This window comes from Streptomyces sp. WAC 04229, from assembly GCF_003947455.1.
GTDB lineage: Bacteria > Actinomycetota > Actinomycetes > Streptomycetales > Streptomycetaceae > Streptomyces.
In genome coordinates, this window is record NZ_QHJH01000110.1 from 1 (window position 1) to 22,412 (window position 22,412).

General features: G+C 68.5%; 21 protein-coding genes and 2 pseudogenes. 8 read left to right on the top strand and 15 right to left on the bottom strand.

Going from position 1 to position 22,412, the window contains the following annotated elements; genetic code table 11:
- The 3 genes and pseudogenes from DMH12_RS39195 to DMH12_RS25120 form a co-directional block, all read left to right on the top strand.
- Positions 1-346, top strand: a pseudogene (locus DMH12_RS39195) (hypothetical protein); the annotation flags it as partial.
- Positions 347-399: 53 nt separating this feature from the next.
- Positions 400-1,143: a hypothetical protein gene (locus tag DMH12_RS25115; RefSeq protein WP_125493736.1), complete on the top strand. Its 744-nt coding sequence runs from the start codon at positions 400-402 to the stop codon at positions 1,141-1,143.
- A gap of 244 nt (positions 1,144-1,387) precedes the next feature.
- Positions 1,388-2,074 (top strand): maleylpyruvate isomerase family mycothiol-dependent enzyme, encoded by a 687-nt coding sequence (locus DMH12_RS25120; RefSeq protein WP_125493737.1) that lies wholly within the window; start codon positions 1,388-1,390, stop codon positions 2,072-2,074.
- A gap of 83 nt (positions 2,075-2,157) precedes the next feature.
- On the opposite strand, the pseudogene DMH12_RS40330 reads toward DMH12_RS25120, so the two are convergent.
- From DMH12_RS40330 to DMH12_RS25135, 3 genes and pseudogenes are all read right to left on the bottom strand, one after another.
- Positions 2,158-2,722: pseudogene (locus DMH12_RS40330) on the bottom strand (transposase); the annotation flags it as partial.
- 89 nt (positions 2,723-2,811) lie between these two features.
- The gene (locus tag DMH12_RS25130) at positions 2,812-3,390 is read right to left on the bottom strand and encodes a hypothetical protein (RefSeq protein WP_125493738.1); all 579 of its coding nucleotides are present in this window, start codon (positions 3,388-3,390) and stop codon (positions 2,812-2,814) included.
- Positions 3,377-4,003, bottom strand: a complete 627-nt coding sequence (locus DMH12_RS25135; protein WP_125493739.1) for a hypothetical protein — start codon at positions 4,001-4,003, stop codon at positions 3,377-3,379. Before DMH12_RS25135 ends, DMH12_RS25130 begins: the two co-directional genes overlap by 14 nt.
- A gap of 179 nt (positions 4,004-4,182) precedes the next feature.
- Here DMH12_RS25135 and DMH12_RS25140 point away from each other — a divergent pair, with 179 nt between their 5' ends.
- The 3 genes from DMH12_RS25140 (at position 4,183) to DMH12_RS25150 (ending at position 6,637) form a co-directional block, all read left to right on the top strand.
- Positions 4,183-4,854 carry a hypothetical protein gene (locus DMH12_RS25140; protein ID WP_185832517.1) on the top strand — a complete coding sequence of 224 codons (672 nt, stop codon included), beginning with the start codon at positions 4,183-4,185 and terminating at the stop codon, positions 4,852-4,854.
- Positions 4,851-5,933, top strand: a complete 1,083-nt coding sequence (locus tag DMH12_RS25145; protein WP_125493740.1) for a hypothetical protein — start codon at positions 4,851-4,853, stop codon at positions 5,931-5,933. Before DMH12_RS25140 ends, DMH12_RS25145 begins: the two co-directional genes overlap by 4 nt.
- A gap of 212 nt (positions 5,934-6,145) precedes the next feature.
- Positions 6,146-6,637, top strand: a complete 492-nt coding sequence (locus tag DMH12_RS25150; RefSeq protein ID WP_260474335.1) for a hypothetical protein — start codon at positions 6,146-6,148, stop codon at positions 6,635-6,637.
- 81 nt (positions 6,638-6,718) lie between these two features.
- Here the strand turns inward: DMH12_RS25150 and DMH12_RS25155 are convergent, their stop codons facing one another.
- The 9 genes from DMH12_RS25155 to DMH12_RS25190 all read right to left on the bottom strand — a co-directional run bounded on the left by DMH12_RS25155 (position 6,719) and on the right by DMH12_RS25190 (position 11,676).
- Positions 6,719-6,922 carry a hypothetical protein gene (locus DMH12_RS25155; protein ID WP_125493742.1) on the bottom strand — a complete coding sequence of 68 codons (204 nt, stop codon included), beginning with the start codon at positions 6,920-6,922 and terminating at the stop codon, positions 6,719-6,721.
- A 385-nt stretch (positions 6,923-7,307) separates the two neighbouring features.
- Positions 7,308-7,526, bottom strand: coding sequence for a hypothetical protein (locus DMH12_RS39945; protein ID WP_260474336.1), 219 nt, complete (start codon positions 7,524-7,526; stop codon positions 7,308-7,310).
- A gap of 21 nt (positions 7,527-7,547) precedes the next feature.
- On the bottom strand, positions 7,548-7,796 hold the full coding sequence (locus DMH12_RS39950) for a hypothetical protein (RefSeq protein ID WP_260474337.1): 249 nt from the start codon (positions 7,794-7,796) through the stop codon (positions 7,548-7,550).
- 69 nt (positions 7,797-7,865) lie between these two features.
- On the bottom strand, positions 7,866-8,432 hold the full coding sequence (locus tag DMH12_RS25165; RefSeq protein WP_260474338.1) for a hypothetical protein: 567 nt from the start codon (positions 8,430-8,432) through the stop codon (positions 7,866-7,868).
- Positions 8,429-9,127: a hypothetical protein gene (locus DMH12_RS25170; RefSeq protein ID WP_125493743.1), complete on the bottom strand. Its 699-nt coding sequence runs from the start codon at positions 9,125-9,127 to the stop codon at positions 8,429-8,431. The genes DMH12_RS25165 and DMH12_RS25170 overlap by 4 nt, the downstream gene beginning before the upstream one ends.
- Positions 9,124-9,696, bottom strand: coding sequence for a hypothetical protein (locus DMH12_RS25175; RefSeq protein ID WP_125493744.1), 573 nt, complete (start codon positions 9,694-9,696; stop codon positions 9,124-9,126). The genes DMH12_RS25170 and DMH12_RS25175 overlap by 4 nt, the downstream gene beginning before the upstream one ends.
- Positions 9,697-9,707: 11 nt before the next feature.
- Complete coding sequence (locus DMH12_RS25180) at positions 9,708-10,961, bottom strand: putative T7SS-secreted protein (RefSeq protein ID WP_125493745.1); 1,254 nt, start codon at positions 10,959-10,961, stop codon at positions 9,708-9,710.
- 2 nt (positions 10,962-10,963) lie between these two features.
- Complete coding sequence (locus DMH12_RS25185) at positions 10,964-11,275, bottom strand: hypothetical protein (protein ID WP_125493746.1); 312 nt, start codon at positions 11,273-11,275, stop codon at positions 10,964-10,966.
- A gap of 101 nt (positions 11,276-11,376) precedes the next feature.
- Positions 11,377-11,676 carry a WXG100 family type VII secretion target gene (locus tag DMH12_RS25190; protein ID WP_260474339.1) on the bottom strand — a complete coding sequence of 100 codons (300 nt, stop codon included), beginning with the start codon at positions 11,674-11,676 and terminating at the stop codon, positions 11,377-11,379.
- A gap of 274 nt (positions 11,677-11,950) precedes the next feature.
- Here DMH12_RS25190 and DMH12_RS25195 point away from each other — a divergent pair, with 274 nt between their 5' ends.
- Positions 11,951-16,588 carry an FtsK/SpoIIIE domain-containing protein gene (locus tag DMH12_RS25195; protein ID WP_125493747.1) on the top strand — a complete coding sequence of 1,546 codons (4,638 nt, stop codon included), beginning with the start codon at positions 11,951-11,953 and terminating at the stop codon, positions 16,586-16,588.
- 69 nt (positions 16,589-16,657) lie between these two features.
- Here the strand turns inward: DMH12_RS25195 and DMH12_RS25200 are convergent, their stop codons facing one another.
- The 3 genes from DMH12_RS25200 to DMH12_RS25210 form a co-directional block, all read right to left on the bottom strand.
- Positions 16,658-18,955, bottom strand: coding sequence for a protein kinase domain-containing protein (locus tag DMH12_RS25200; protein WP_125493748.1), 2,298 nt, complete (start codon positions 18,953-18,955; stop codon positions 16,658-16,660).
- 138 nt (positions 18,956-19,093) lie between these two features.
- Positions 19,094-20,767 carry a serine/threonine-protein kinase gene (locus tag DMH12_RS25205; RefSeq protein WP_125493749.1) on the bottom strand — a complete coding sequence of 558 codons (1,674 nt, stop codon included), beginning with the start codon at positions 20,765-20,767 and terminating at the stop codon, positions 19,094-19,096.
- Between the two features lie 84 nt (positions 20,768-20,851).
- Positions 20,852-21,700, bottom strand: a complete 849-nt coding sequence (locus DMH12_RS25210) for a menaquinone biosynthetic enzyme MqnA/MqnD family protein (RefSeq protein ID WP_122615625.1) — start codon at positions 21,698-21,700, stop codon at positions 20,852-20,854.
- 290 nt (positions 21,701-21,990) lie between these two features.
- Here DMH12_RS25210 and DMH12_RS25215 point away from each other — a divergent pair, with 290 nt between their 5' ends.
- Positions 21,991-22,194, top strand: a complete 204-nt coding sequence (locus DMH12_RS25215) for a cold-shock protein (protein ID WP_003974443.1) — start codon at positions 21,991-21,993, stop codon at positions 22,192-22,194.
- Positions 22,195-22,412: the final 218 nt, after the last annotated feature.

The following is a 22,412-nucleotide window of genomic DNA, read 5'->3' on the forward strand; positions in this document are numbered from 1 at the left end:
CCCCGTCCCCGTGGCCGTACCGCCGAAGCCCGCCGCCGTGTCGGAGTACGAGTGGCGGGTCAACGAGGGCGGCTGGCACACCGAGGCGGGCTGTCTGCTGATCCTGCTCGGCGGTGGCGGCGCGGCCTACGCCGCGACGTCGAGCGAACCGGTCGGCTACGGCGCTCTCGTCCTCGTGCCCGTGGCCCTGTACGCCTGGCTGGTCGGCAGCCGCCAGGGCAACGAGAAGGAGCGCCTGCGACAGGAGGCGCTGGCCTACGTACGCGCCATCGCGGACGCGCAGGCGGCCGGCGCACGGGTGCCGGAACTCTCCCTCGAACTGCGGAAGCTGGTGGACGAGGCCTAGCAGCCCAGTCGCCCGTCCACCCTCTCCCCTCCTCCCCACATCAAGGAGCCCTGATGAACCGCGCCACGAAGACCGCCCTCTCCACCCTGACCCTGCTCTCCCTCGCCGCGCTCACGGCGTGCGGTGGGGACTCCGGTTCGGACGCGGACTCGGCGGCCGGAAAGCCGGATACGACCGAGTCCGCGGCCAAGCAGCCCTCGCCGGCGGAGTATCTGGCGAAGACGATGGTCACGACGTCCGAGGTCGAGGGACTCAATGTGGACGAGATGGACGACGAGTTCCTCTTCGCCAAGTCCCCGGACGAGTTGACCACGGACAAGCCCGTCTGCGCGCCGCTGGCGCTCGCCATGAACCAACTGCCCCTGGGCGACCCTCGGGCCGACCTGACGCGCTCGGTCTCGGGGCAGATCGAGTCGGAGCGCAAGACCGGCGTCGGTTACACGTACATCACCCTGACCACCTACGCGTCCGGCGGCGCGGAGTCGGCCCTGGCCGACGTGAAGAAGGGTGTGGACATGTGCGGCGGCGGCTTCACGGCCAAGTCGAAGGAGAGCGAGAGCCCCTACGACTCCGTCACGGCGGAGAAGGTCACGCCCGCCGGGGACGAGGCGCTCGGCTTCAAGTCCACACTGACCGTCCGCGACGTTCAGCACGTCGTGCACACGGAGGTCGTGCGCAGCGGCGACACCCTCGCCGTCTACTTCTCAGTCGACGGCATGGCGATCGCCAACGCCAGGCCAAGCGACGCGAAGCTCTCGCCGACCGTGGTGAAGGCGCAGAACGCGAAGCTGGCGTGAGGACGTGAGGCCGTTGGCCCCCTCCTTCGCTGAGCGCTGACGGTGCTACTCGTGGCGGGCTCGCCGCATCGCCGGTGGCGAGGCGGCGCGGGGAGCGGATCGGCAAGGGCGGGTGACCTGCTGCCGGGCCACTGGCTTCCAGGCCCCAGCCCTCAGCCCCAGCCGTTCCTAGTGCCACATCAGGCAACGTTCGCCCCGTTCGTGCGGCGAGTCCCGCGTAGCCGGTGGCCTGTATCTTGGCGCCGTGGATTACCTGGCTGATCTTCGGCGTGAACTGGATGCGTTCGGTGCCGTGCTGGATGGTGATTTGTCGGCTCCGGTCGAGCACTGCGGCGGTTGGAGGCTGGCGGATCTGGCCGTGCACATGGGAGCGGGGAACCTGTGGGTCGTCGCGGCGGTGCAGGAGGGGCATGGCGATGGCTATGACGAGGGTGCCGCACCCCGTGACCGGGCTGGTCTCAAGGCCTGGTATGCCAAGACGGCGGACGCGCTCGTGCAGGCCTTGTCGGTCGATCCCTCCACCGAGGTGTGGACGTTCTTCCCGCCGCACACGGTCGGGTTCTGGCGTCGGCGTCGCAGCCAGGAGACGCTGATGCACCGGTGGGACGCCGAACACGCGCTCGGCTCGGCGACGCCGATGGATCCGGCGCTCGCCGCCGACGGTGTCGCCGAGGTCTTCGACACCATGGCGCCCCGCATGATCTCCAAGGGGGCAGCCACCTATCCCGAGCAGGCCGTGCGGGTCACCGCCACCGACTCTGGCCGCTGCTGGACTTACGGGCCCGGTGAGCCGATCGCGGATGTCTCGGGCACTGCCGAGGACCTGCTCCTGATGTTGTGGGGGCGCAAGCCGCGGGATACTGGATCAGTGACCTGGGCTGGCGACCGTGAGGCGGGGTTGGGTGTGCTGGCCGGGCCGCTGGTTCCCTGACTCGGATCAGGCGACGTTCACTCTGGCAACAACGACGCGTAGGCGACGGCCGTTGGCGTGGTTGTTCCGCCAGATGATGCAGTGATTTCGGGCTCGCCTTCCTCGGGTATGGCCTCGCCGTCGGCGATCGCGCAGAGGTGCTCGACGCGGGCCTTCTTCGTGGCGTAATCGGGGTCGCGGGAGATCTTCCAGGTCTTCACGCGTTGCAACGAGACGCCTTCCTCGCGGAGCAGGCTGCGCAGGCCCTCGCGGCTGATGTCGTCGACCACCCCCTCGGCGACCGCGAAGTCGGCCGGCTTGGCCAGGCTCCGGGTCGAGAAGGGCAGGCCGTGTTCGGCCGGCTTGGACTTGGCAGTCTTCTTGATCTCGCGGCGCTCGGGCAGCGTGCACGTCTTCGGCCGTCCGCCCTGGTACTTCGGGTAAGGGAGTCGAAGCCGTCGGCGTTGAAGTTGTGGATCACGTTCGGACCCGGTCCGCGCTGGTGAACGTCACCTCGGCGATCTCCGCCACGGGCATGCGCTGCGCGGACAGCAGCACCATCTGGGCCCGCCGCCAGGTCACCACCGACCCGGTGCCCCGGCGGACGATCCGCAGCAGGCGCCGGCCCTCGTCGTCATCGATCTCCCGCACCCGCACACGGTCAGCCACATGATCGTTCTGTCCGTCCGGGGCTACCGAATGCAGTGCCCGGGCGCCACGTGAGAAGAGGGCGAACGTTGCCTGATGCGGCACTAGTGCTACCGAGCGCCGCGGCTCTTCCCCTTGCCCCTCTTCCGCAACTTCCGCATACGCTCCCGCTCCCGCGCACGGCGCTCCTCGAGGCGAGCACGGCGCCACCGGTGGCAGAGCCAGCCCACTCCGCCCGCGATGACGACGTACGCGAGCACTGCCGGACCGGTCCCGGAGATGTACGCGCAACCGGGCTCGTACGAGTGACAGTTCCTGCCCCGAAGGCCACTGATCAGGAACACGACCGGCACCAGCGCGGCCGCCCAGCACACACCACGGGCCACGACCCGCGCCACGCGTGCCAGGCTGCCCGTACGGGCCGCGCCAGGGCTTTCGAACCGACTCGACACCGCGCCGGCCCACCCGACCAGGCTGAGCAGCCCCAGAATGCCTCCGACCGCCCAGGAGCCACCGGGCAGGTCGTACAGCACCGGCGCGATGTGACGCGAGAACCACCGCGTACCGCCGACGCCAAGGACCAGCAGCGCCCCGCCCACCACGAGGTACAGCAGCAGTCCGACCGCGTCCCGCACCCGGATACGACCGTCGCCCCTCTCGCCGACCGCCCCCCGGTCAGCTCCTGTCATACTCCCGATCCCACCTGCTCTGCCGCACGCCACCCCACGTACCCATCACGACCGCCGCCCCGAAGAGCACGGCGAGCAGCCCTCCGTTGGAGCTACTGTCCCTGTCCGCCGTCGGGCCGGCGACGCCTTCGGGGTCGTACCGGACGCGCATCTCGTCGCCCTTCTCCACCCAGTCCTCGCAGCCGTCGCCCTCCGAGAGCGAGGGGGATATGGCCCGTCCGTCGACGGAGCGGAGGTCGCAGTAGTTGGTGCCGCTGTCGTCCATGCCGACGACCACGGCTTCGGTCCACAGGCCCCGGTCCGCCAGGGCGGCCTGCCCACCGGCTTCGGTACCGAAGATGCCCATGGCGACCCCGGAGATCAACGGCACGATCAGCTGCCACGCGACCTTCCTCTTCTTGCGCGGCACTCGCCGCAACGTGAGCAACGGAACCAACACAGAGGCGAACGGGAGCACGAAGACCGCGAGCACTCCCCCGACCACCCGCACGGCGGAGGGAAGCGGCATGACGGGCCCCAGCCAGGCGAGCCCCAACGAGCCGCCGGCGCAAGCCAGGCTGAACAGCAGCCAACGGACCCCGGGCGTGCGCCACCACACGGTCCTGGCGCCCATGCGGGAAATGTCCTCTGCCACGTTGCCCCTAGCCCCCAACCGCACCTGGCGTGTCCGGGGCCCCACCCTAGCGACAGGGGCAGCCTCCCGGACCAGCCGAAGTTCGCTCTGGCGAAACCAGCAACCCCACGGATACCGTCAGTAGCGTTGACCGCACTTTGTCTCACGGGGAGTTCACTGTGAAGCGCCGCTCTTTGCCCGTTGCTGCCGCGTTCGTCACCTCAGCAGCCCTGCTGCTGACGGCCTGCGGGGGCGGGGACGACAAGTCCAGCGACAACGAGAAGATCGCAGGGGCCGACCAGGGAACGAAGAAACCCAAGGAATCGGCGAAGCCATCGGGAGCAGGGGCGACGGACAAGCCGGACGGCGTGGACGTGTCCCTTCCCAAGGACATGAACCTGGTCTTCGACTGGGACAAGCCGGAGAACAAGAACGAAGCGGCGGCGATGGAGGACGCGGCGAACTTCTTCCGCGCCATCTACCGGGGCGTCGACAAGCGCACGTCCGAGGATGCCGCCGTGATCGCCTACTCGACAGGCGATGGACTGCATTATGCGAAGACCCAGATCGACAGCCGAGTGAAGGGTGGCTGGACCGCTACCGGCACCCGCCGCCACTACGAGGCCACTACCCGTTCCGCCCCGAACAGCACATCAGTAGAGATTTCGACCTGCGTCGATTCCAGCAAGTTCTATGGGAAGGAAGTCGAGACTGAGAAGGTCCTGAAGAGCGAACCCAGCATCGCCGACTACGACCACTTCAGAATCGTCATGACTAAGTACCCCACAAGTGAGCACCTGTGGCAGGCATCCAAGGTGTTCGTCGAGACGAAGGCGGAGGAGTGCCGGTGACCAGGTCGCGACGTGCGGCGGTCAACACGGGTGCTGCCTTCCTGACACTCGCCTGCCTGGTGACCCTTACGGAGCCGGCCTACTCGGCAGAGCCGACAGGCAACGACCAAGGCTCCACCACCGACCAGAGCGCCGGCACCGACCGCACCGGCATCCACGCCTCCGCTCGCGTCCAGTACTCCGGATCGGTCGCCGCCGACGGCGGTACAGGAAACGTGGCGTCCACCGACGTCAACTGGGAGCCACCGCCCTGCTGGTACGCCCCCGCCTTCGGCGCCAAGGCCTTCAAGAAGAAGATGTCCGCGGAACTGGAAAAGGCCACGAGCGCCCCCGGTATGGCCGGGCACGCAGGATCGGCGATCGGACAGACGAAGGCTCACTACGAAGACGAATTCGGTTGGGGAGACAACCCCGGCTACAAGGACTACAACGTCGCCAAAGACGGCGAGGGCATGTTCTGGGCCGGCGTCGAGAATCCCAACGAGCCCGACATCCTCAAAAGAGGCGCCTGCACCGATCTCCCCTTCTGGGTCGACAACGGCGAGGCACCTCCGCCTCGGCACGAGCGGGCCATCACACCAGAGATCCTGGCCGCCCTCGCTTACCAGCATATGCAGCTCCCCAACACCAAGGTCAGCCTCGCCCCCGAGCAGACCACCAAGGTGAACCTGCCGACCTGGGCGTGGCTCGACAAGGCCGTCTTCGACGAGGTCCAGGCCACGGCCGCGATCAACGTTCCCGGGTTCGCCCTCACGGCCACGACCACCGCAAAACCGGTGTCGCTGAGGCTGGAGCCGGGCACCCCGGACGCCGAGACCTACCCGGCCTCAGGGGAGTGCGCCATCGGCGCCGACGGCTCGATCGGCGAGCCGTACACCGAGGGCAGGGCCGACCAGACCCCGCCCTGTGGCCTCAGGTACCTGCGCTCCTCAGGCGACGGCACCTTCGACCTCCAGGCCACCATCACCTGGGACATCGCTTGGACGGGCAGCGGCGGCGCGGGCGGCGACCTGCCGGACGGCGCGTTCGGGACGACGCAGGCCATCACCGTCCAGGAGATCCAGGCGGTCAATCGCTAATGGGCCGGCGCCGGGGAAACCTGACCACGGTCGCCCGCTCCCGCCTCGGCATTCAGGCCGAGTGTGCGGCCTGGTGCCGGATCCCCAAGATTCCGAAGCCGCCGAGAACACTGCACAGTGCCGCCGACGGCGGACCGTTGCGACCTGCGCTCATCAGACCACTGGGGGCACTCGGCGTGGCGGGCGTCGCTCTTCTCTGGCCCTTCGTAGCGGTGCTGGCACTGCTCGCTGCGCTGGAGGACTGGGCGGAACAGCTTCTGAGTTCCAAGGACCGCGCCAAGGCGCGCGCCCAGAGACGTGAGGCCGAAGAGCAGCGGCGAGCCATCGCCGCTCAAGCCCTGGACCAGCCCTTCGACGGCGACTGGACGGCGGCGGCCGGACAGTTCCTGCTTCGCTGGTACGGACACTCGTCACACCCCAAGCGCCTGCTCGTGCTGACCGAGAACCGCATCGTGCTGGCAGCCCCGCCCAGTCGGGTGTCCATCCGACAGACAGAGCGCATGGTTGTCGTTGCCGAGATCCCCGCGTCGGAAGCCCAGGTGGAAGATCCGCTCATCGGTGCCCACCCCAGTGACAGGCTCAGGATCCGGTTCGCCGACGGGTCGTGGCTGACCGTGATCACCGAAGAGGAACGCAGCGAGATCCACAAGCACCTGATGCGGCTGCCACGTCTCGGCAGCAGCGGGGACGTCGACACCTTGTAAACGCGCATCATCTACGGCGGAGGCAACCCCAGCCAAAGGTCAGGAGTTCGGCCATGCAGTGGTCTCGCGCGTAGCCAATCGTTAGAAGCCCACGGTCAGCGCCCCTGCAATACTTTCCGCATTTGCCTCCATTTCCTCTGACAACCCCGGCACAGTCCACGACATGAGCAGCATCAGCGCGCTTTCGGCGCCGGCCGGCAGGACTCCGAATGTCGGCGTCTCCATGAGGATCCCCGGACTGCGACGTGAACGGGTATCGGCGGCGAAGTTCTGCCTGATGCGCACGGCGGGGCCGATCGGCAGGTCAGTGCGGGAGATTTTCGGGGTACCGAAATCGTCGGCGCTGAAGGTTTCTGCCAGCCAGTCGAGAGTGAGCTCCGGAACTGTGTCGTCGGGATGGATCAGGTCGACTTCCAGGACCGCGAGGCGGCGTCGAAACCATCAGGGTAAAGAGCAAAGGCGTAGAAGGGCTCGCGGCTGCGGCTGTCCTCGGCCCGAGACCGCAGATCCTTCCGCAGAGTGGCCTTGTCGATGTCGTAGCCCGCCGCCTTGCCCCGATCCCGAAGCTCCGTCGCAGTGGTCCTGGACCGACCAACTCCGGACATCGTCCGACGGCTCGATCGGCAGCGGCACCCAGTCGGTCGGGACCACGATGCCGCATTCACGGATGTCACTCACCGGTGCCATCACCCTCCATCCATGTCAGCGCCCCTGCCATGGCATCGAAGAGCGCACCCATGGCGTCGGCGATCTGCACCAGCGGCGTGGAGAAGGTCAGGAGCAAGTGGGCCCCGGTTCCTGGAACCGACAGTTGGCAGTCGAGGGCGAGCTCGACGACCTCAACCTCCGCCTGCCCGTCGGACGCCAGCCGAGTGGCGACGTCCTCCATGCTCTGGGTGGTTCCGTGAAACTAGGCCGGCAAGAAGGTGACCAGGAGGGAGGCCGGAATCGTCAGGGGCCCTGCTTGTTGCAGGCTGAGGCACAGCTCGATCCCGCCCTCGCGGAATGCAGCGGCTGCCTGCGCCAGCAAGTCCTGCCTCAGTTGCCGCTTGATGTGGGGGACGTTGTCCGTGCCCTCGAACCGGCGGTTCACCAGGGCATCGACCGAACGTTCGCGTCGCTCGGGGGCGATGTCCAGACGAAACCACCCCTCAGGCATGAGCAGTCGATAATCGGCAGGCGGCGCTACGTGGCTACTACCTGGGGGCAGACAGCCGTGGCGGACCGGTCACCGCCCTGGGACCCAGCGCAGAGAGTGAGCCATGGCCTCGCACAGGCTGCCCATAGGCCCCTCCGAGCCACTCAGCGGCATCGAAAAGGCCAGATGCAGGTACCCCGCGTCGCCTGGCATCCGAACGTGGTAGTCCAGGGACGCCGCAGCGCGGATGCATACCGTACGGCCCGCCGGCAGGTCGATGACCTCGACATCGCATTCTGGACTCCTGCGCTCGCCCACCGCCTCAGCGAATTCCTCCACCGTCGGAGCCAGGCCACGGGGCATCGGTGGCCACGAGATCAGGAGAGTGGCCGGTGCCGGAGCCGTTCCCTCGGGCGATTCTGTGCGGAGGAAAAACTCCAGTGCTCCGCGCGTCAGGCCTTTCTCGGCCGTGTTGCGGAGGGTGACCCAGACCGTGCGGGGAGCGACCGCGGAAATGCGGCTCCCGGTGAACTCCTTGTCCACGTAGGTCTTCAGTTGACCACGCCAGCGTTCTTGCGTGAGGTCGACACGGAACCAGTCACGGGGTACGAGGATGCGGTAGTCCGCGGGCGGGACTTCGGGTACGGGCGCGGTCACGCCGCAGCCGCAGAGGTGATGAGCGGCGTTCCATCGGCAAGGAACAAGCGGATGCTGCTGACGGTGTTGCCGAACATCGTCGAAAACGCATCCCAGCCCGCCATGGTGGGCGTCGACATCTCCATCATGAGAGAGGTGCCGTTCGGAAGTGGCACGTAGACGCGTATGAACCATGTCGGGAAGGTGACGTTCTGGCCCGTGTCCGTGAATTCACCGATCAGCTTGTCATCACGACTACCGATGTACGACACGGCTGATCCGCACGGGAGCTCGATCCTGGTCACCTCTCCGTCGCCGAGCTTGCGGAGATTCGCGACGATCGCCTCCACCGCGTCAGGGACGTCTGCGGCATCCGGACTGTCCATCAGAGTGGCAAACACCGTCGCAGTACAGGGAGTGTCGTCGATCGCCGCGACGCAGAGGGCGGCGTACTCGGCCCCGGCCGCCAACAGGTCGTCCACGCCCAGCGCGCACGTGACCCCAAGCGCTGCCTGCGCCTCTTCCCCGGCACCCGGTAGTGCCTTTTCCACGAGTTCGCCCAGCAGGCGCACGGCCTCGTCGTCGTCCGTCTCCTGGACCGGGATGTCATGGAAGATCTCCGGCATCACCCAGCGCACCTGGATGTCATCGGCGTGGAGTACGGGCGGGGCCGGGTGGGTGGGTATCAGCTGGGCAAGTTCGGGCTGGCTCGTCACGGGGACTGCTCCCTTTCAGGCATGGGACGTTCAGGCGCTTCGGGGAAGAACTTCCGCGAGGTGGCGTACATGCCGTAGTAGGGATACATGCGCGGAATGTCGGCACCACCCTTGCGAGCGACTCCGACAATCTTTCGGTACAGGCGAGCTCGGCAGCGCACGTTCCTGACAACCGGGTCGAGAAGGCTACGCCGCCGAACGAGGTAGACAGCGAGGATCGATGCGCAAACGACAAGAGCGTCCACGGCGATGAAAGCGATCTGAAACTGGCGTGACTTCTGGGATGCGACAAGATCCCAGAAGGGCCAGGCCCCCACCCCGAAGACGACCAGCGGGACAGCGAGCACACATCCGAGAAGGCTTCCCTTCTCCGTGTCCTCGCGCCGCTGGAAGAGCATCCAGTGCACCGCCTTATCGTCGAGGAAATCGAAGCGCACCTCCCGCCCGAAACGTTCAGCCGTCTCCTTGGCCGAAGGAACGGCGGCCACAACCGACGCTGGGACCATATTGTGGACAGCGCCCTGGTCGTCGACGAACGTTCCGGGTTCCAAGGCGTAGTAGTCGCTCACGGGTCATCTCCTTACGCAGCGGGGGCCAGTGCAGTGTGGAATGACGTCGACCGCGGCTTCGGGCTCGGCTGCGGCGATGGAGATGGGGTGGGCTGGGGCCCTTCACTCGGCGCCTTGCCCTCATTGGACGAGTCACCGAGATCTTCGAACCGGTTCTTCAATTTCACCACGGTGTTTACGCCCAGGTGAGCCAGTGCCCCACCCTTGATGAAGCGCGTAAGAACCTCCGGCTTGAAGCCGTCCGCCGGCAACTCCACCTTGGTGATGCCCTTGTTCTTCAGGAACTTCGAGGCCCAGGCCACTCCCTTGTTGATGTTCTTCACCGCGAAGCCATTGGTGAAGCCGGACCAGATGGCATTCCTCGCAGTGAGCAGTCGCGCACCCTTGGCCGCCGCAGTAAGTCCCTTGACCGCCCCGAGCCCGGGGATGATGCCTAGGATGTCCAGGCCTATCTTGAGCAGATCGAGCTTTCCACCCCGGGCAAAAACGTCGTAAAGTCGCCCTGTCAAAGCGGTTGCACTCATTACTCCGGCCGCAACGACGAGGAACACCGCCAGCGTTCCGCCGGAAAGGACGATCGCAGCGACCAGGGCCGCCACCGCCAACGCCGTTGCCGCGGCGGAGAACCAGTCGGCGTGATCCGCGATCCAGTCCATGAAGCCGCCCGGGTCCCGGACGCCGTCATGATGGATCACGTTCTTGATCTTCCTTGCGGTATCGCTCACAGCCTCATCGCGGATGACTTTCGCTCTCATGATCTTCTTTGCCGCTGTGAGCATGAGGTCCGCGGCATCGTCGTGCTTCTTCTGCTCCTTGCTGCGCTGCACCGCGTCTTCACCGGTCAGGACTTTTCCTTGGACCGGTTCCAGCACCTTGTTCGCGGCCTTGTAGTCGACCTCGGCCTCCCTGTACTCCTCCAGCCCTTTGTCCGCCATGCGCTGTGCCCGGCGCAACTCGCTGGCGTACTCGGACGACTCCCCGTCGCCCTCCTGGACCTTGGTGCCGATCGCGATCGCGGCCTCGTCGTAGCGGTCGTAGGCCTTCTTCAGACGGCTCGCGGTGTCGCCGGCTATCTCGTGGAAGGCGCGGCCGGCATCACTGTCCCAGCCTTCGACCGACGCCAAAGCCTTGATGTTCCTGGCCTGCTTGTCGATCTCGTCGGCCATGGCACGCAGCTCTTTGCCGAGCCGCGCCACCTCGTAGGGGTCACCGGGCACCGGGTCGGAGTCCCACAACGGTGACCAGTCCTTCGGACGGGCTGTCACGGCTACTTCTCCTTCTTCCCGCTCTTCTTGGCGTCTCGGAGCGCGTTCGCCAGCTCGTGGTCGATGTCCTCGTACGCCTTGGCGGCCTTGCCGGTGTACTTCGCGAGGTTTTCGACGTCCTCCATGAGCTTCTTACGGTTCTTCTTCCACGTATCGGAGAAGTCGCTGAAAGTGTCCCGTAGTTTGTCGCTGCCGAGGGCGTCGCCGTACTCGTCGGCGGGGTTGCCGTTGTCCTTGAACTCCCGGTGCATGCGGTAGAGGGACTTCGAGCATTCCTTGATCAGGTCAAGGTCGTACCGAGTTCTGTCTGCCACCCGTTCAGACTTTCTTCCTCAGGGGCCACCCGCCCGCCGGGGCGGGGCCGCACACGTCAGGTGCGGCCCCGCCCCGGACAACGCGGCGGCTGCCGATGTGACTAGCCCTTGGTGCTCTTCGCCAGCTGCTCGTCCAGGTCCTCGTACGCCTTCTTGGCGTTGGTCAGGAACTTGGAGAGTCCCTCCAGGCCCTTGACGGTCTTGGCCGCGCCCTTGGTGAAGTCCTTGATGGACTCGTCGTAGGCACCGGAGGCCTTCTGCGTGGTGAAGCCGTTGGCGACGAGTTCCTCGACACCCTTCTCGATGGCCTTCAACATGTCTTCCATGTCACCCATCGCCTTGATGAGATCGGTGGCCTTCTTCTCCATCTCGGCGTATGTAAGGTCTGCGTCCTTGGCCATGACAGCTCTCCCTCCCGTTGCCGCAGGGCCTTCCCCCGTGGCGTGACTGGCGCGGGCCGCCCGGTCGTCTACGGGCCGTCCGCATGAGCAAAGATCCTACGGGTGAGGCTCTGGGGACGACAGGGATCCCCTGCGGCGGAAACGTGAACCCGTGTACATCCGAGCCTGTGAAGCCCTGTGCCTCCCGTTGCACGGGGGCAAGGTGCGGCGGCTATGGTCGCTCCACTGTGTTAAGCGTTCCGGGGGAAGCCTCAGCCCAGCAAGGAGGACGAACGTGCGCCTGAGTCTGACCGTCGTCGACCCGATCGGCGGAGCCAGCGCCGATGTGGTGCTCGACGCCGATCCGGAGTCGTCGGTCGGCGACATCACTCGGGAGCTGGCACGCCATGTCGGTGTTGCCGGTGGTGCGGAGATCATCCCCATCGGCGGGCGTTCCGGCCCCGGCGGCACACCGCAGGCCTTCGTCGACGGCTACCCCCTCGATCCCAACGCCAACATCGTCGGCTCACCGCTGCGCGAGGGCGCTGTCGTCAGCCTGCACGATCCGGCCGGCTGCGTTCCCGGTGAGCCCACCGGTGTCGTGGAGTTCCGCGTGGCCGGTGGTCCCGCCGCCGGTGTCGTGCACCGGCTGGGGGTCGGCCGGTACGACATCGGCAGCGGCGCCGCCGCACACATCCGCATCGACGACCCCGAACTCGTCTCGCGCGCCGCCACTTTGTCCATCGCCATGGACGGCACCTGCGACGTCGCCCTTCACGGCATCGAGAAGAAGAACACCGGGGACAACGAAGAGGAAAAGAAGAAGAGACGGAAGGGGAAGGAGGAGGGCAGGGAGACCAAAGAGAAGGGGCGTGACAGCAACCACCCCCGCCTCGACGGCGACGACTTCGACGGCGGCTCCTGGCCCCTCGGCTCCCAACTCTCCCTCGGGAACACGCTTCTGGAGATCGACAGCTACTCCCTTCCCAACGCTGCCCTGAAATGGTCGGAAGACGGAGCCGGGCTCGACTACAACCGGCCACCGCGTCTGCGCCCGGCAGAGCGCGAGACCCACTTCCGGCTGCCCACTCCGCCCAAGGACTACGAAGCCCGCCCGCTGCCCTGGCTGATGGCTCTGTTCCCACTGGTCGGCGCGGTCGTGTCCGTCATGATCTTCGGGCGCTGGTACTACATGATCATGGCCCTGCTGAGCCCGGTCATGCTCTTCGGCAACTACTTCATGGACAAGAAGCACGGGCGCAAGTCCCACGCGCAGCAGGTTAAGGAGTACAAAGAGACCAAGGAGCGGATCGAGAAGGACGCCCAGGACGCCCTGCGGCTGGAGCGGCTCGAGCGACGCGGCGCCATACCCGATCCCGCCGCTGTGCTCGCTTTCGGCACGGGCCCTCGTACCCGGTTGTGGGAGCGGCGGCGCACGGACGCCGACCATCTGCTCCTTCGGGTCGGCACCGGCCGCGTGCCGTCAGAGGTCGTACTGGACGATCCGGAGCAGGACGACCACAAGCGTCAGGTCACCTGGGACATCGAGGACTCGCCCGTCGCGCTGCCTCTGACGGAGCTGGGCGTCATCGGTGTCGCGGGGCCCGGCGACTCGGCACAGGCACTCGCGCGATGGGCCGTGGCGCAGACCGCTGTACTGCACAGCCCGATGGATGTTCAGTTCTACGTGCTCACCGAGAACCACGCGCAGCCGCGTTGGGACTGGGTCCGCTGGCTCCCCCACGCCCGCCCTGTGAACGGCCAGGACGTCAACGCGCTGCTGGGGACGGACTCCGAGACCGTGAGTGCCCGGATCGGCGAGCTGACGCAGTTGCTCGACGCCAGGCAGAAGGCCCTGAAGGAGAACAACCGCAGTGGCGCCGGCCCCGCCTTCACCGACCCGGACATCGTCGTCGTATGGGACGGGTCGCGTCGGCTCAGGTCGCTGCCGGGCGTCGTACGACTCCTGCGGGAGGGACCGGCGGTCGCCATGTACGCGATCTGTCTGGACGAGGAGGAGCGCTTCCTGCCCGGCGAGTGCCAGGCTTTCGTCGTCGCCGAGCCGCTGAGTCACAACGACACCGTCGCCGCCCAGCCCGGCAACTCACCTCAGGCCGCCGGCGGCTTCCCTTCCTTCCATGCCTGGCACCAAGGCGGCCAGCAGACCCAGCAGGCCGCCGAGCGGGCACCCGAACTGCGACTGCGCGTCGAGCAGACCGGTGCCCGGCGCAGGTCCGGTGTACGGCCCGACCTCGTCTCCCCCGCCTGGTGCGCCCGGCTGTCCCGGGCGCTGTCGCCCCTGCGCGACATCAGTGGCGAGACCGAGGACTCCGCGCTCCCCTCCTCGAGCCGGCTCCTCGACGTGCTCCAGCTGGAGCCCCCGACGCACGACGATGTCGCCGCGCGCTGGCGCATGGGCGGTCAGTCCACCATGGCGGTCATCGGTGAGTCGTACGACGGCCCCTTCGGCATCGACCTCCGGCGCGACGGCCCGCACGGACTCATCGCCGGTACGACCGGTTCAGGTAAGTCGGAGCTGCTCCAGACCATCGTGGCCGCGCTGGCCGTGGCCAACACGCCCGAGAACATGACGTTCGTCCTGGTCGACTACAAGGGCGGGTCCGCCTTCAAGGACTGCGTCAAGCTCCCGCACACCGTCGGTATGGTCACCGACCTCGACGCCCACCTCGTCGAACGCGCCCTGGAATCGCTGGGCGCGGAACTGAAGCGGCGCGAGCACATCCTCGCCGCCGCCGACGCCAAGGACATCGAGGACTACCAGGATCTGGTGCGCCGTGACCCGTCCCACGCACCCATACCCCGACTGCTCATCGTCATCGACGAGTTCGCGTCCATGGTGCGCGACCTGCCCGACTTCGTGACGGGTCTCGTCAACATCGCCCAGCGAGGCCGCTCCCTCGGCATTCACCTCCTGCTGGCGACGCAGCGGCCGAGTGGTGTCGTATCGCCCGAGATCCGCGCCAACACCAACCTCCGGATCGCCCTGCGGGTGACCGACGCCGGTGAGTCGACCGATGTCATCGACGCTCCCGATGCCGGTCACATCGCCAAGAGCACGCCGGGCCGCGCGTACGTCCGTCTCGGCCACGCCTCCCTCGTTCCCTTCCAGTCCGGCCGCGTCGGTGGCCGACGCCCGGGAGCCGCCGATCCGGCGGCACTCGCCCCGTGGGCGGGACAGCTCTCGTGGCAGGACTTGGGACGGGCCGGGCTCGCCAAGCCCAAATCCGAGGCGCGGGAGGACGACGAGATCACCGATCTCAAGGTCTTGGTGGACGCCATCCGGGAGGCCAATGACGCCATCGGCATTCCGGCCCAGCACTCTCCGTGGCTGCCCGCCCTGAACGAGTCGCTGCTGTTGGACGACATTCCCGAGGTGCACAGCCAGGGTGGGCTGCCGGCGGCCGCATACGGCATCGCGGACCTGCCGGCCGAACAGGCCCGCCGCCCGGTGGTCGTCGACTTCGCCACCTTCGGGCACCTGCTCATCGCCGGTGGCCCGCGCAGCGGCCGCTCGCAGGTGCTGCGTACCGTCGCGGGCTCCCTGGCGCGCACCCTGTCCAGCGCCGACGTCCACATGTACGGCATCGACTGCGGCAACGGTGCCCTGAACGCACTGACTCGGCTGCCGCACTGCGGCGCGGTCGTCAGCCGCAATCAGCAGGAACGGGTCATCCGGCTCTTCAATCGGCTCACCGGCGAACTCACGCGGCGACAGGATCTGCTGGCGGAGAAGGGCTATGCCGACATCGGGGAGCAGCGAGCCACCGCGCCAGAGGACGAGCGACTGCCTCACCTCGTGGTCTTCCTCGACCGCTGGGAGGGCTGGCTGCCCACGCTCGGCGAGTACAACCACGGCGACCTCACCGACCAGGTGATGGCGATGATGCGCGAGGGCGCGAGCGTCGGCCTGCACCTGGTGATCACCGGTGACCGTCAACTGCTGACGGGGCGGATCTCCTCCCTCACCGAGGACAAGTACGGTCTGCGCCTCGCGGACCGCGGCGACTTCTCGTTGCTGGACATCAACGCGCGCAAGATCCCCGACGAGATTCCGCCCGGCCGCGGCTTCGCGAGCGGTACGGCGACCGAGACCCAGTTCGCCCTGCTGGCCGAGGACACCACCGGTCAGGGTCAGGCTGCCGCGCTCATGGCCATCGGCGAGACGGCGACCGCCCGGGACGCCGGGCTGCCGCGCTCCCGCCGCCCGTTCCGCGTCGATGTCCTGCCCAGCCGGATCTCCTTCGCGGATGCCTGGGCCATGCGCGACCCGGTGGCGAGTGCCTCCCCGCTGTGGGCAATGGTGGGTGTCGGCGGCGACGAGCTCACCGCCTTCGGCCCCGACCTCGCCCAGGGTGTCCCGGCATTCGTGATCGGCGGGCCCGCGAAGTCAGGGCGCAGCACGGTACTGCTCAACGTCGCGCGCTCCTGCCTCGCTCAAGGCGTACGACTGATTCTGGCGGCACCCCGGCCCTCCCCGCTGCGTGAGCTGGAGGGGGCCGAAGGCGTCCTGAAGGTCATCACCGGCCGGGACATCGACGAGGACGAGATGGAGGAGCTCATCGAGTCGGCCAGTCCCGAGCAGCCGATCGTCGTCCTGGTCGACGACGCCGAGGTGCACGACGACTGCGACGCCGAGGACATCTTCAAGCGCATCGTCGAACGCGGAGTGGAGGAGGGCCTGGCCGTCGTCATCGCCGGCGACGAGGAGGAGATCTGCGACGGCTTCTCCGGTTGGCAGGTCGACATGAAGAAGGCCCGTCGCGGCATCCTGCTGTCTCCGCAGGACAGCTCCGCGGGAGAGCTGATCGGCATCCGCACGAACCGGAGCATGGTCGGCGGCCAGATCACTCCGGGCAAGGGCATGCTGCACCTCGGCAGCGGCGAGCATCTGACGGTCACCACCCCGATGTGATGGGCACCGCCGCCCAGAACGGACGACGGGGCCGCGGGACCGAGAGGTTCCTGCGGCCCGTCGTGCTCGCTACACGGCCGGCAACGCGTAGATCTCAGGGCCGTGCGTCGCCAGCAGCCGGTTCCCGGACAGGGCGACCTGCCACGGCTCGCCCACACCCTTGCTGTCGCTGTAGGCCCAGCGGAATTTGCCCGTCCCGGCCTCCAGGGCGACGATGCCGCCGTCCAGGGAACCCGTGGCGCCGTACAGCGTCGCCCCTGCCCGCAGGAACGTCTCCGGGCCCTCGACGTCCAGCTCGTCACAGAGCCAGGTCCGCTTGCCGGTCTTGACGTCCACGGCCCAAACGCCGTCGTCGTGGTCGCTGGCGTAGAGGACGCCGTCGATGACCGTCGGGTTGTTGAAGCCGCGGCGCCCGGCCGGGGACAGCGTCCAGACGGTGCTGCCCTTGTCGGCGTCGACGGCCGTCAGTTCGTCGCCCGGCAGGAAGACGAGGCCGTTCGCGACCGTGGGTCGCCAGGTCCACTCCTCACCGATCTTCTTCGTCCACAGCTGACCCCCGGTGGCGGTGTCCCTGACGGTGAGGTTGAGGTTCGAGTCGGCGTAGACCAGGTACTTGCCCGACACGCTGCCTTGGACGTCGTGGTCCTTGGTGCCCCAGTCCCGGTGCTGGATCCACGCCTGCTTTCCGGTGGTGTGGCTGATGGCCGCGACGGCCGTGCGGTACTTGGTGGCACTCTGCGACTGGCCGTAGTCGGTCGCCGTGACATAGACGTTCTTGTCGTCGATCGCGATCGTGTCCTCGACCGACAACTGCTTGCCGAGGCGGCTGCGCCAGACCTCCTCGCCCTTCATGACGTCGTAGGCGACCAGGACACCATCGTGGTCTCCGTCGGCGAGGAACACCTTGCCGTCGTGGAAGAGGAGCTGGGATCCGGGCCGGCAGATGCCCGGCTTGGTCCAGCGGGCCTTCCCTGTCCTGACGTCATAGGCCACGAGCGGATCCCCGCTGACCAGGAGCAGTCCGCCGTGCGTGAGGAGTGGTACGCCCGTCGTGGTGCTGTCCTCCGCGGCCGACTTGTGCCACAGCGGCTGAGGGGCGACACCCGCCGGTGGCGTGGTGAAGGTCTCGTCCACCGGCTGGGCCGAACCGCCCTTGCCCGGAGTACCCGTCGCGCCATCGGATCCGTCGTCACCCGCCGCCAACATCCAGGCGGCGCCGCCCCCGGCCACGGCGACGACCCCGACACCACCGAGCGCCATACCCAGCACCCGGCGACGGGACCGGGCGGGAGCGGGTGTCCCGTCCGCTCCCAGTGAGACCGTGCCGGGCAGGGGGGTTCCGTACGCGGGCGCCGGTGTACCGCCGGGCGGCGTGCCGTACCCGGCCGGACCGGTCGAGGACGTCCCGTCCAGCATCGTCGGCGCCGGGCCGAAGGTAGCCTGGGCCTGCGGGGCGGTCCCGGGTGCCTCGGGCGCCTCCAGGTCCAGGATGCCCGCGGCGTGGGTCGCGATGGTCGAGGCGACAGCCGACGGCAGCCAGTCGTGCAGAGCGGCGTCGATGCCCTGCCCGGCCAGCGCAGTGACGATCTCCCCCGGCGCCGGGCGCTGGGCCGGGTCCTTCATGAGGCAGGCGCGGATGAGCCCCAGCAGGGAGGCGGGTACGTCCGTCAGGTCGGCCTCGCCGTGCACGACCTGGTAGAGCAGCGAAGCGTGCGAGGCCGTGCCGTCCCCGAAGGCGCCCCGCCCCGTGGCCGCGAACGCGAGCACGGAACCGAGTGAGAAGACGTCGCCCGCCGTGCCGACGTCCTTGCCCATCGCCTGCTCCGGCGACATGTAGCCGGGCGAGCCGACCACCACTCCGGTCTGCGTCATCCGGCTGCCGTCCACCGCCCGCGCGATGCCGAAGTCGATGAGGCGGGGGCCGTCGGCGGCCAGCAGGACGTTGGAGGGCTTGAGGTCGCGGTGGATCAGTCCCGCCGCGTGGATGTCCTGCAGTGCCCCTGCCAACCCGGCCGCCAGCGCGCGGACGGTGTGCTCGGGCAGCGCCCCGTGGGCGGCGACCACGTCCGTCAGATCGGGGCCGAGGACGTACGACGTGGCGAGCCACGGCAGCGGGGCGTCCGGGTCGGAGTCCACGACGGGGGCGGTGAACCGGCCGGAGACCGCCTTCGCGATCTCGACCTCGTGCCGGAAGCGTGCGCGGAAGTCAGTGTCCGCCGCGAGGTCGGGGCGGACGACCTTCACTGCGACGGTACGGCCACCGGGCGATCGGGCGAGGTAGACGCGGCCCATGCCACCGGCGCCGAGTCTTCCCAGGATGCGGTAACTTCCCAGCTCCCGCGGGTCGTCCGATTGCAGTGTCTCCATGGCGGGCCTTCCCCGTCGTGACGCGTTGACGAACACGTGGCTCGTGCGGTGGTGTTCGCTGACGCAGACACATTAGTGACAGGTGTGACCGAGGGAGTTGCAGGGGCATGACCACCGAGACCGGGGGATACCCGTCGCCTACTTGACCTTCGACAACCGCGCCTTCGGCCGCCCCGAGTCCTCGCTGTCGGACGCGTACTCGAGGTCGTCGCCGACCGGGGTCAGGAGCACGGTGTGGCGGGCCTGGTTGCAGACGTCGCGGTTGCCCTCGGCGCCCACGGCGCTCGCGACGACCTGCTTCCCGGTCACCTTCTTCAGGGTCAGTACGTCGTCGCAGGTGCCGCCGAAGAGGTCGGTGTGGCGCAGGGTGCCCAGCCGGGCGCCGACCGCGGCCTCGCGGACGGTCAGGCGGAAGGTGCCGAGGGGCAGGTTGCCCTCGACCGCGACGGCCTGGCCCTCCCAGGTGCCCAGGTAGCGGCCGGGGACGGGCTGGGCGCCCCCGCCGGAACCGGGCTCCGACGGGGCGGTCGCCGACGGGTTGCGGCCTCCGTCGTCGGCGTTGTCGTCCCTGCCGCCGCCCGGCAGCAGGTCGAGGACGAAGACCGACCCGACCGTCACCGCGGCCATCGCCCCGGCCACCGCGAGGGCCACCGTGCAGCTGATCCGGCGGCCGCGCCGCCCCTCGCCCTCCCGGGTGGAGGTCGCCGCTACGGAGACGGACAGCTTGCCGGGAGCGGGCGGCGGCGGGCCCTCACCGTCGCGCGGACCCGGCACGTTCGCCGCCGTAGGCGTGGGCATCACCGGCGCCGGCCCGAAGACGCCGGGGTCCGCCGCACCGCCGTTCGCGTCCGGCGCTCCGACCGACGGGCTGCTGAAGCCGACGGGCCCCGACACCGGCCCCGCCGACGACGCGTCCGCCGCCTCCAGGTTCAGCAGCTGTACCGCGCTCCGGCTGACCCGCTCCACCAGCGCCCCCGGCAGCCATCCGCCGGTCACCAGGCGGGCCGCGCCCTCGGGGGCCAGGCGCCGGGCGACCTCGCCGGGGGCCGGGCGGGCGGCCGGGTCCTTGGCCAGGCAGGCCGCCACCAGGTCGCGCAGGTCCCCGTCCAGATCGTCGAGCCGCGGCTCCTCGTGGACGACCTTGTAGAGCAGCGCGGCCGAGGAGTCCCCCGGGAAGGGCGGCGTGCCCGTCGCCGCGAACGCCAGGACGGCACCCAGCGAGAACACGTCCGCCGCGCCCGTCACGCCCTTGCCGAGGATCTGCTCGGGCGACATGTAGCCGGGCGAGCCGACCGAGACTCCGGTGGAGGTCAGGGAGGCGGTGCTGTCCGTGGCACGGGCGATGCCGAAGTCGATCAGGAGGGGGCCGTCGAGGGTGAGGAGGACGTTGGAGGGCTTCACGTCCCGGTGGACGAGTCCCAGCTCGTGCACCGCGGCCAGCGCCTCGCCCAGGCCCGCGCCGAGCGCCCGTACCGAGTGGACGGGCAGCGGGCCGCCGTCCGCCACGGCCGCCGTGAGCGACGGACCGGCCGCGTAGGCCGTGGCGACCCACGGCACCCGGGCCTCGGGGTCCGCGTCCAGTACGGGCGCGGTCCAGGCGCCGCCGACCCTGCGCGCGGCCTCCACCTCGCGGCGGAACCGGGCCCGGAACTCCTCGTCCAGCGCGAAGTGCGGGTGCACGATCTTCACGGCGACCGTGCGGCCGCCGGCGCTGCGGCCCAGGTAGACCCGGCCCATGCCGCCGGACCCCAGCCGGCCGAGCAGCCGGTAGGGCCCCACGGCGGCGGGCTCGTCGACTTCGAGCGGCCGCATGGCGTCCACCCCTCCCCCGTCAGCAGGTACGCCGGTCCCTGGGAGCAGGGTAGTGGGCGGCCCCCGCGCGGGGTCCGGCGCGGATCAGGGGCGCAGCAGCTCCACGTTCACGTCCGCCGGGAAGCCCGTGGTGGGGCCGACCCGGCGGGCGAACTCGGTGACCGCCTCCAGCTGCGGGGCGCCGAAGCGGAAGTCGAGGGTGGTGAAGTACTTCGCGAGGGTCTCCTCGTCGAACGCCTCCCAGCGGGCCGCCTGCTCGGCGACCTTGTCGACCTCCTCCAGGGAGAGGTTGCGGGAGGCGAGGAACGCCTCGTGCACCTTGCGGGTGAGCACCGGCTCCCGCTCCGCGTAGTCCCGGCGCGCCGCCCAGACCGCGAAGACGAACGGCAGGCCGGTCCACTCCTTCCACAGCGCGCCGAGATCGTGCACGTCGAGGCCGTAGCGCGGGCCGTCGATCATGTTGGCGCGCAGGGCCGCGTCACCGATCAGGACGGCCGCGTCCGCCTCCTGCATCATCAGGCTCAGGTCGGGCGGGCACGTGTAGTAGTCGGGCTGGACGCCGAAGCGCTCGGCGAGCAGGAGCTGGGCGAGGCGTACGGAGGTGCGCGAGGTCGAGCCGAGGGCGACCCGGGCACCGTCCAGGCGGTCCAGCGGGACCTGCGAGACGATCACGCAGGACATCACGGGCCCGTCGCACCCGACGGCGATGTCGGGGAAGGCGACGAGGTCGTCTGCGTTCTTGAGGAATTCGACCAGGGTGACGGGACCGATGTCGAGATCACCGCGCACCAGCTGCTCGCTGAGCTTCTCCGGGGTGTCCTTCGTCAGCTCGAAGTCGAGGAGCGTGCCTGTTCTCGCGAGCCCCCAGTACAGAGGCAGGCAGTTCAGGAACTGGATGTGGCCGACGCGCGGCCGGGTGCGAGAATTGTCCACATCGCGAGGCTAGACCTCCCCCCGGATCCCTTCGCCGCCGCCCCCGGCGTCAGCCGAACGGCGGAGGTGTTCAAACGTCCGGGTGAAGTGATCTTGACCTCTGTTGCGCCGGGGTGGCCGCGTGCTAGGCTCACAGCAAGTTGCAGTTTGGTTTCCCTTGCAGTACAGAGCCTGCGGAGCATGTGACCGCGGGCTCTCGTCGTTCTCAGACGTATGCAGTTGTGCGGAATTCCCGTCTTCACATTTGCTGGTTCTGGAGCAGGGCAACCCTTTGGGCCCAAGGAGGGCTTATGGCTACCGGAACCGTGAAGTGGTTCAACGCCGAAAAGGGCTTTGGTTTCATCGCCCAGGAAGGCGGCGGCCCGGACGTCTTCGTCCACTACTCCGCGATCAACGCTCAGGGATTCCGTTCCCTCGAGGAGAACCAGCAGGTGTCCTTCGACGTCACGCAGGGTCCGAAGGGCCCGCAGGCGGAGAACGTCACTCCTGTCTGATTGACAGCAGTACCCAAGGAGCCCCGCGCCGTCTCGGCGACGGGGCTCCTGCCCTTTCCCGGCCGGCCGGGGCGGCTGTCAGTGCCCGCCACTAGGTGTATTGATCACGAGCGTTGTTAACGCTGGCGGGGCTTGATCATGGCGAAGACCTCCGGTGTGGTGGAGCTGTCTAGGACTGCACCGCACGGAGGTCTTCGTGTCCCACCGTAATGCCCGGC

Coding starts and splice junctions, on each gene's coding strand:
- DMH12_RS25115 (WP_125493736.1), top strand. CDS start 400: ATGAACCGCGCCACGAAGACCGCCCTCTCCACCCTGACCCTGCTCTCC.
- DMH12_RS25130 (WP_125493738.1), bottom strand. CDS start 3,390: ATGACAGGAGCTGACCGGGGGGCGGTCGGCGAGAGGGGCGACGGTCGT.
- DMH12_RS25135 (WP_125493739.1), bottom strand. CDS start 4,003: ATGGGCGCCAGGACCGTGTGGTGGCGCACGCCCGGGGTCCGTTGGCTG.
- DMH12_RS39945 (WP_260474336.1), bottom strand. CDS start 7,526: ATGGAGGACGTCGCCACTCGGCTGGCGTCCGACGGGCAGGCGGAGGTT.
- DMH12_RS39950 (WP_260474337.1), bottom strand. CDS start 7,796: ATGCCTGAGGGGTGGTTTCGTCTGGACATCGCCCCCGAGCGACGCGAA.
- DMH12_RS25190 (WP_260474339.1), bottom strand. CDS start 11,676: ATGGCCAAGGACGCAGACCTTACATACGCCGAGATGGAGAAGAAGGCC.
- DMH12_RS25200 (WP_125493748.1), bottom strand. CDS start 18,955: ATGGAGACACTGCAATCGGACGACCCGCGGGAGCTGGGAAGTTACCGC.
- DMH12_RS25205 (WP_125493749.1), bottom strand. CDS start 20,767: ATGCGGCCGCTCGAAGTCGACGAGCCCGCCGCCGTGGGGCCCTACCGG.
- DMH12_RS25215 (WP_003974443.1), top strand. CDS start 21,991: ATGGCTACCGGAACCGTGAAGTGGTTCAACGCCGAAAAGGGCTTTGGT.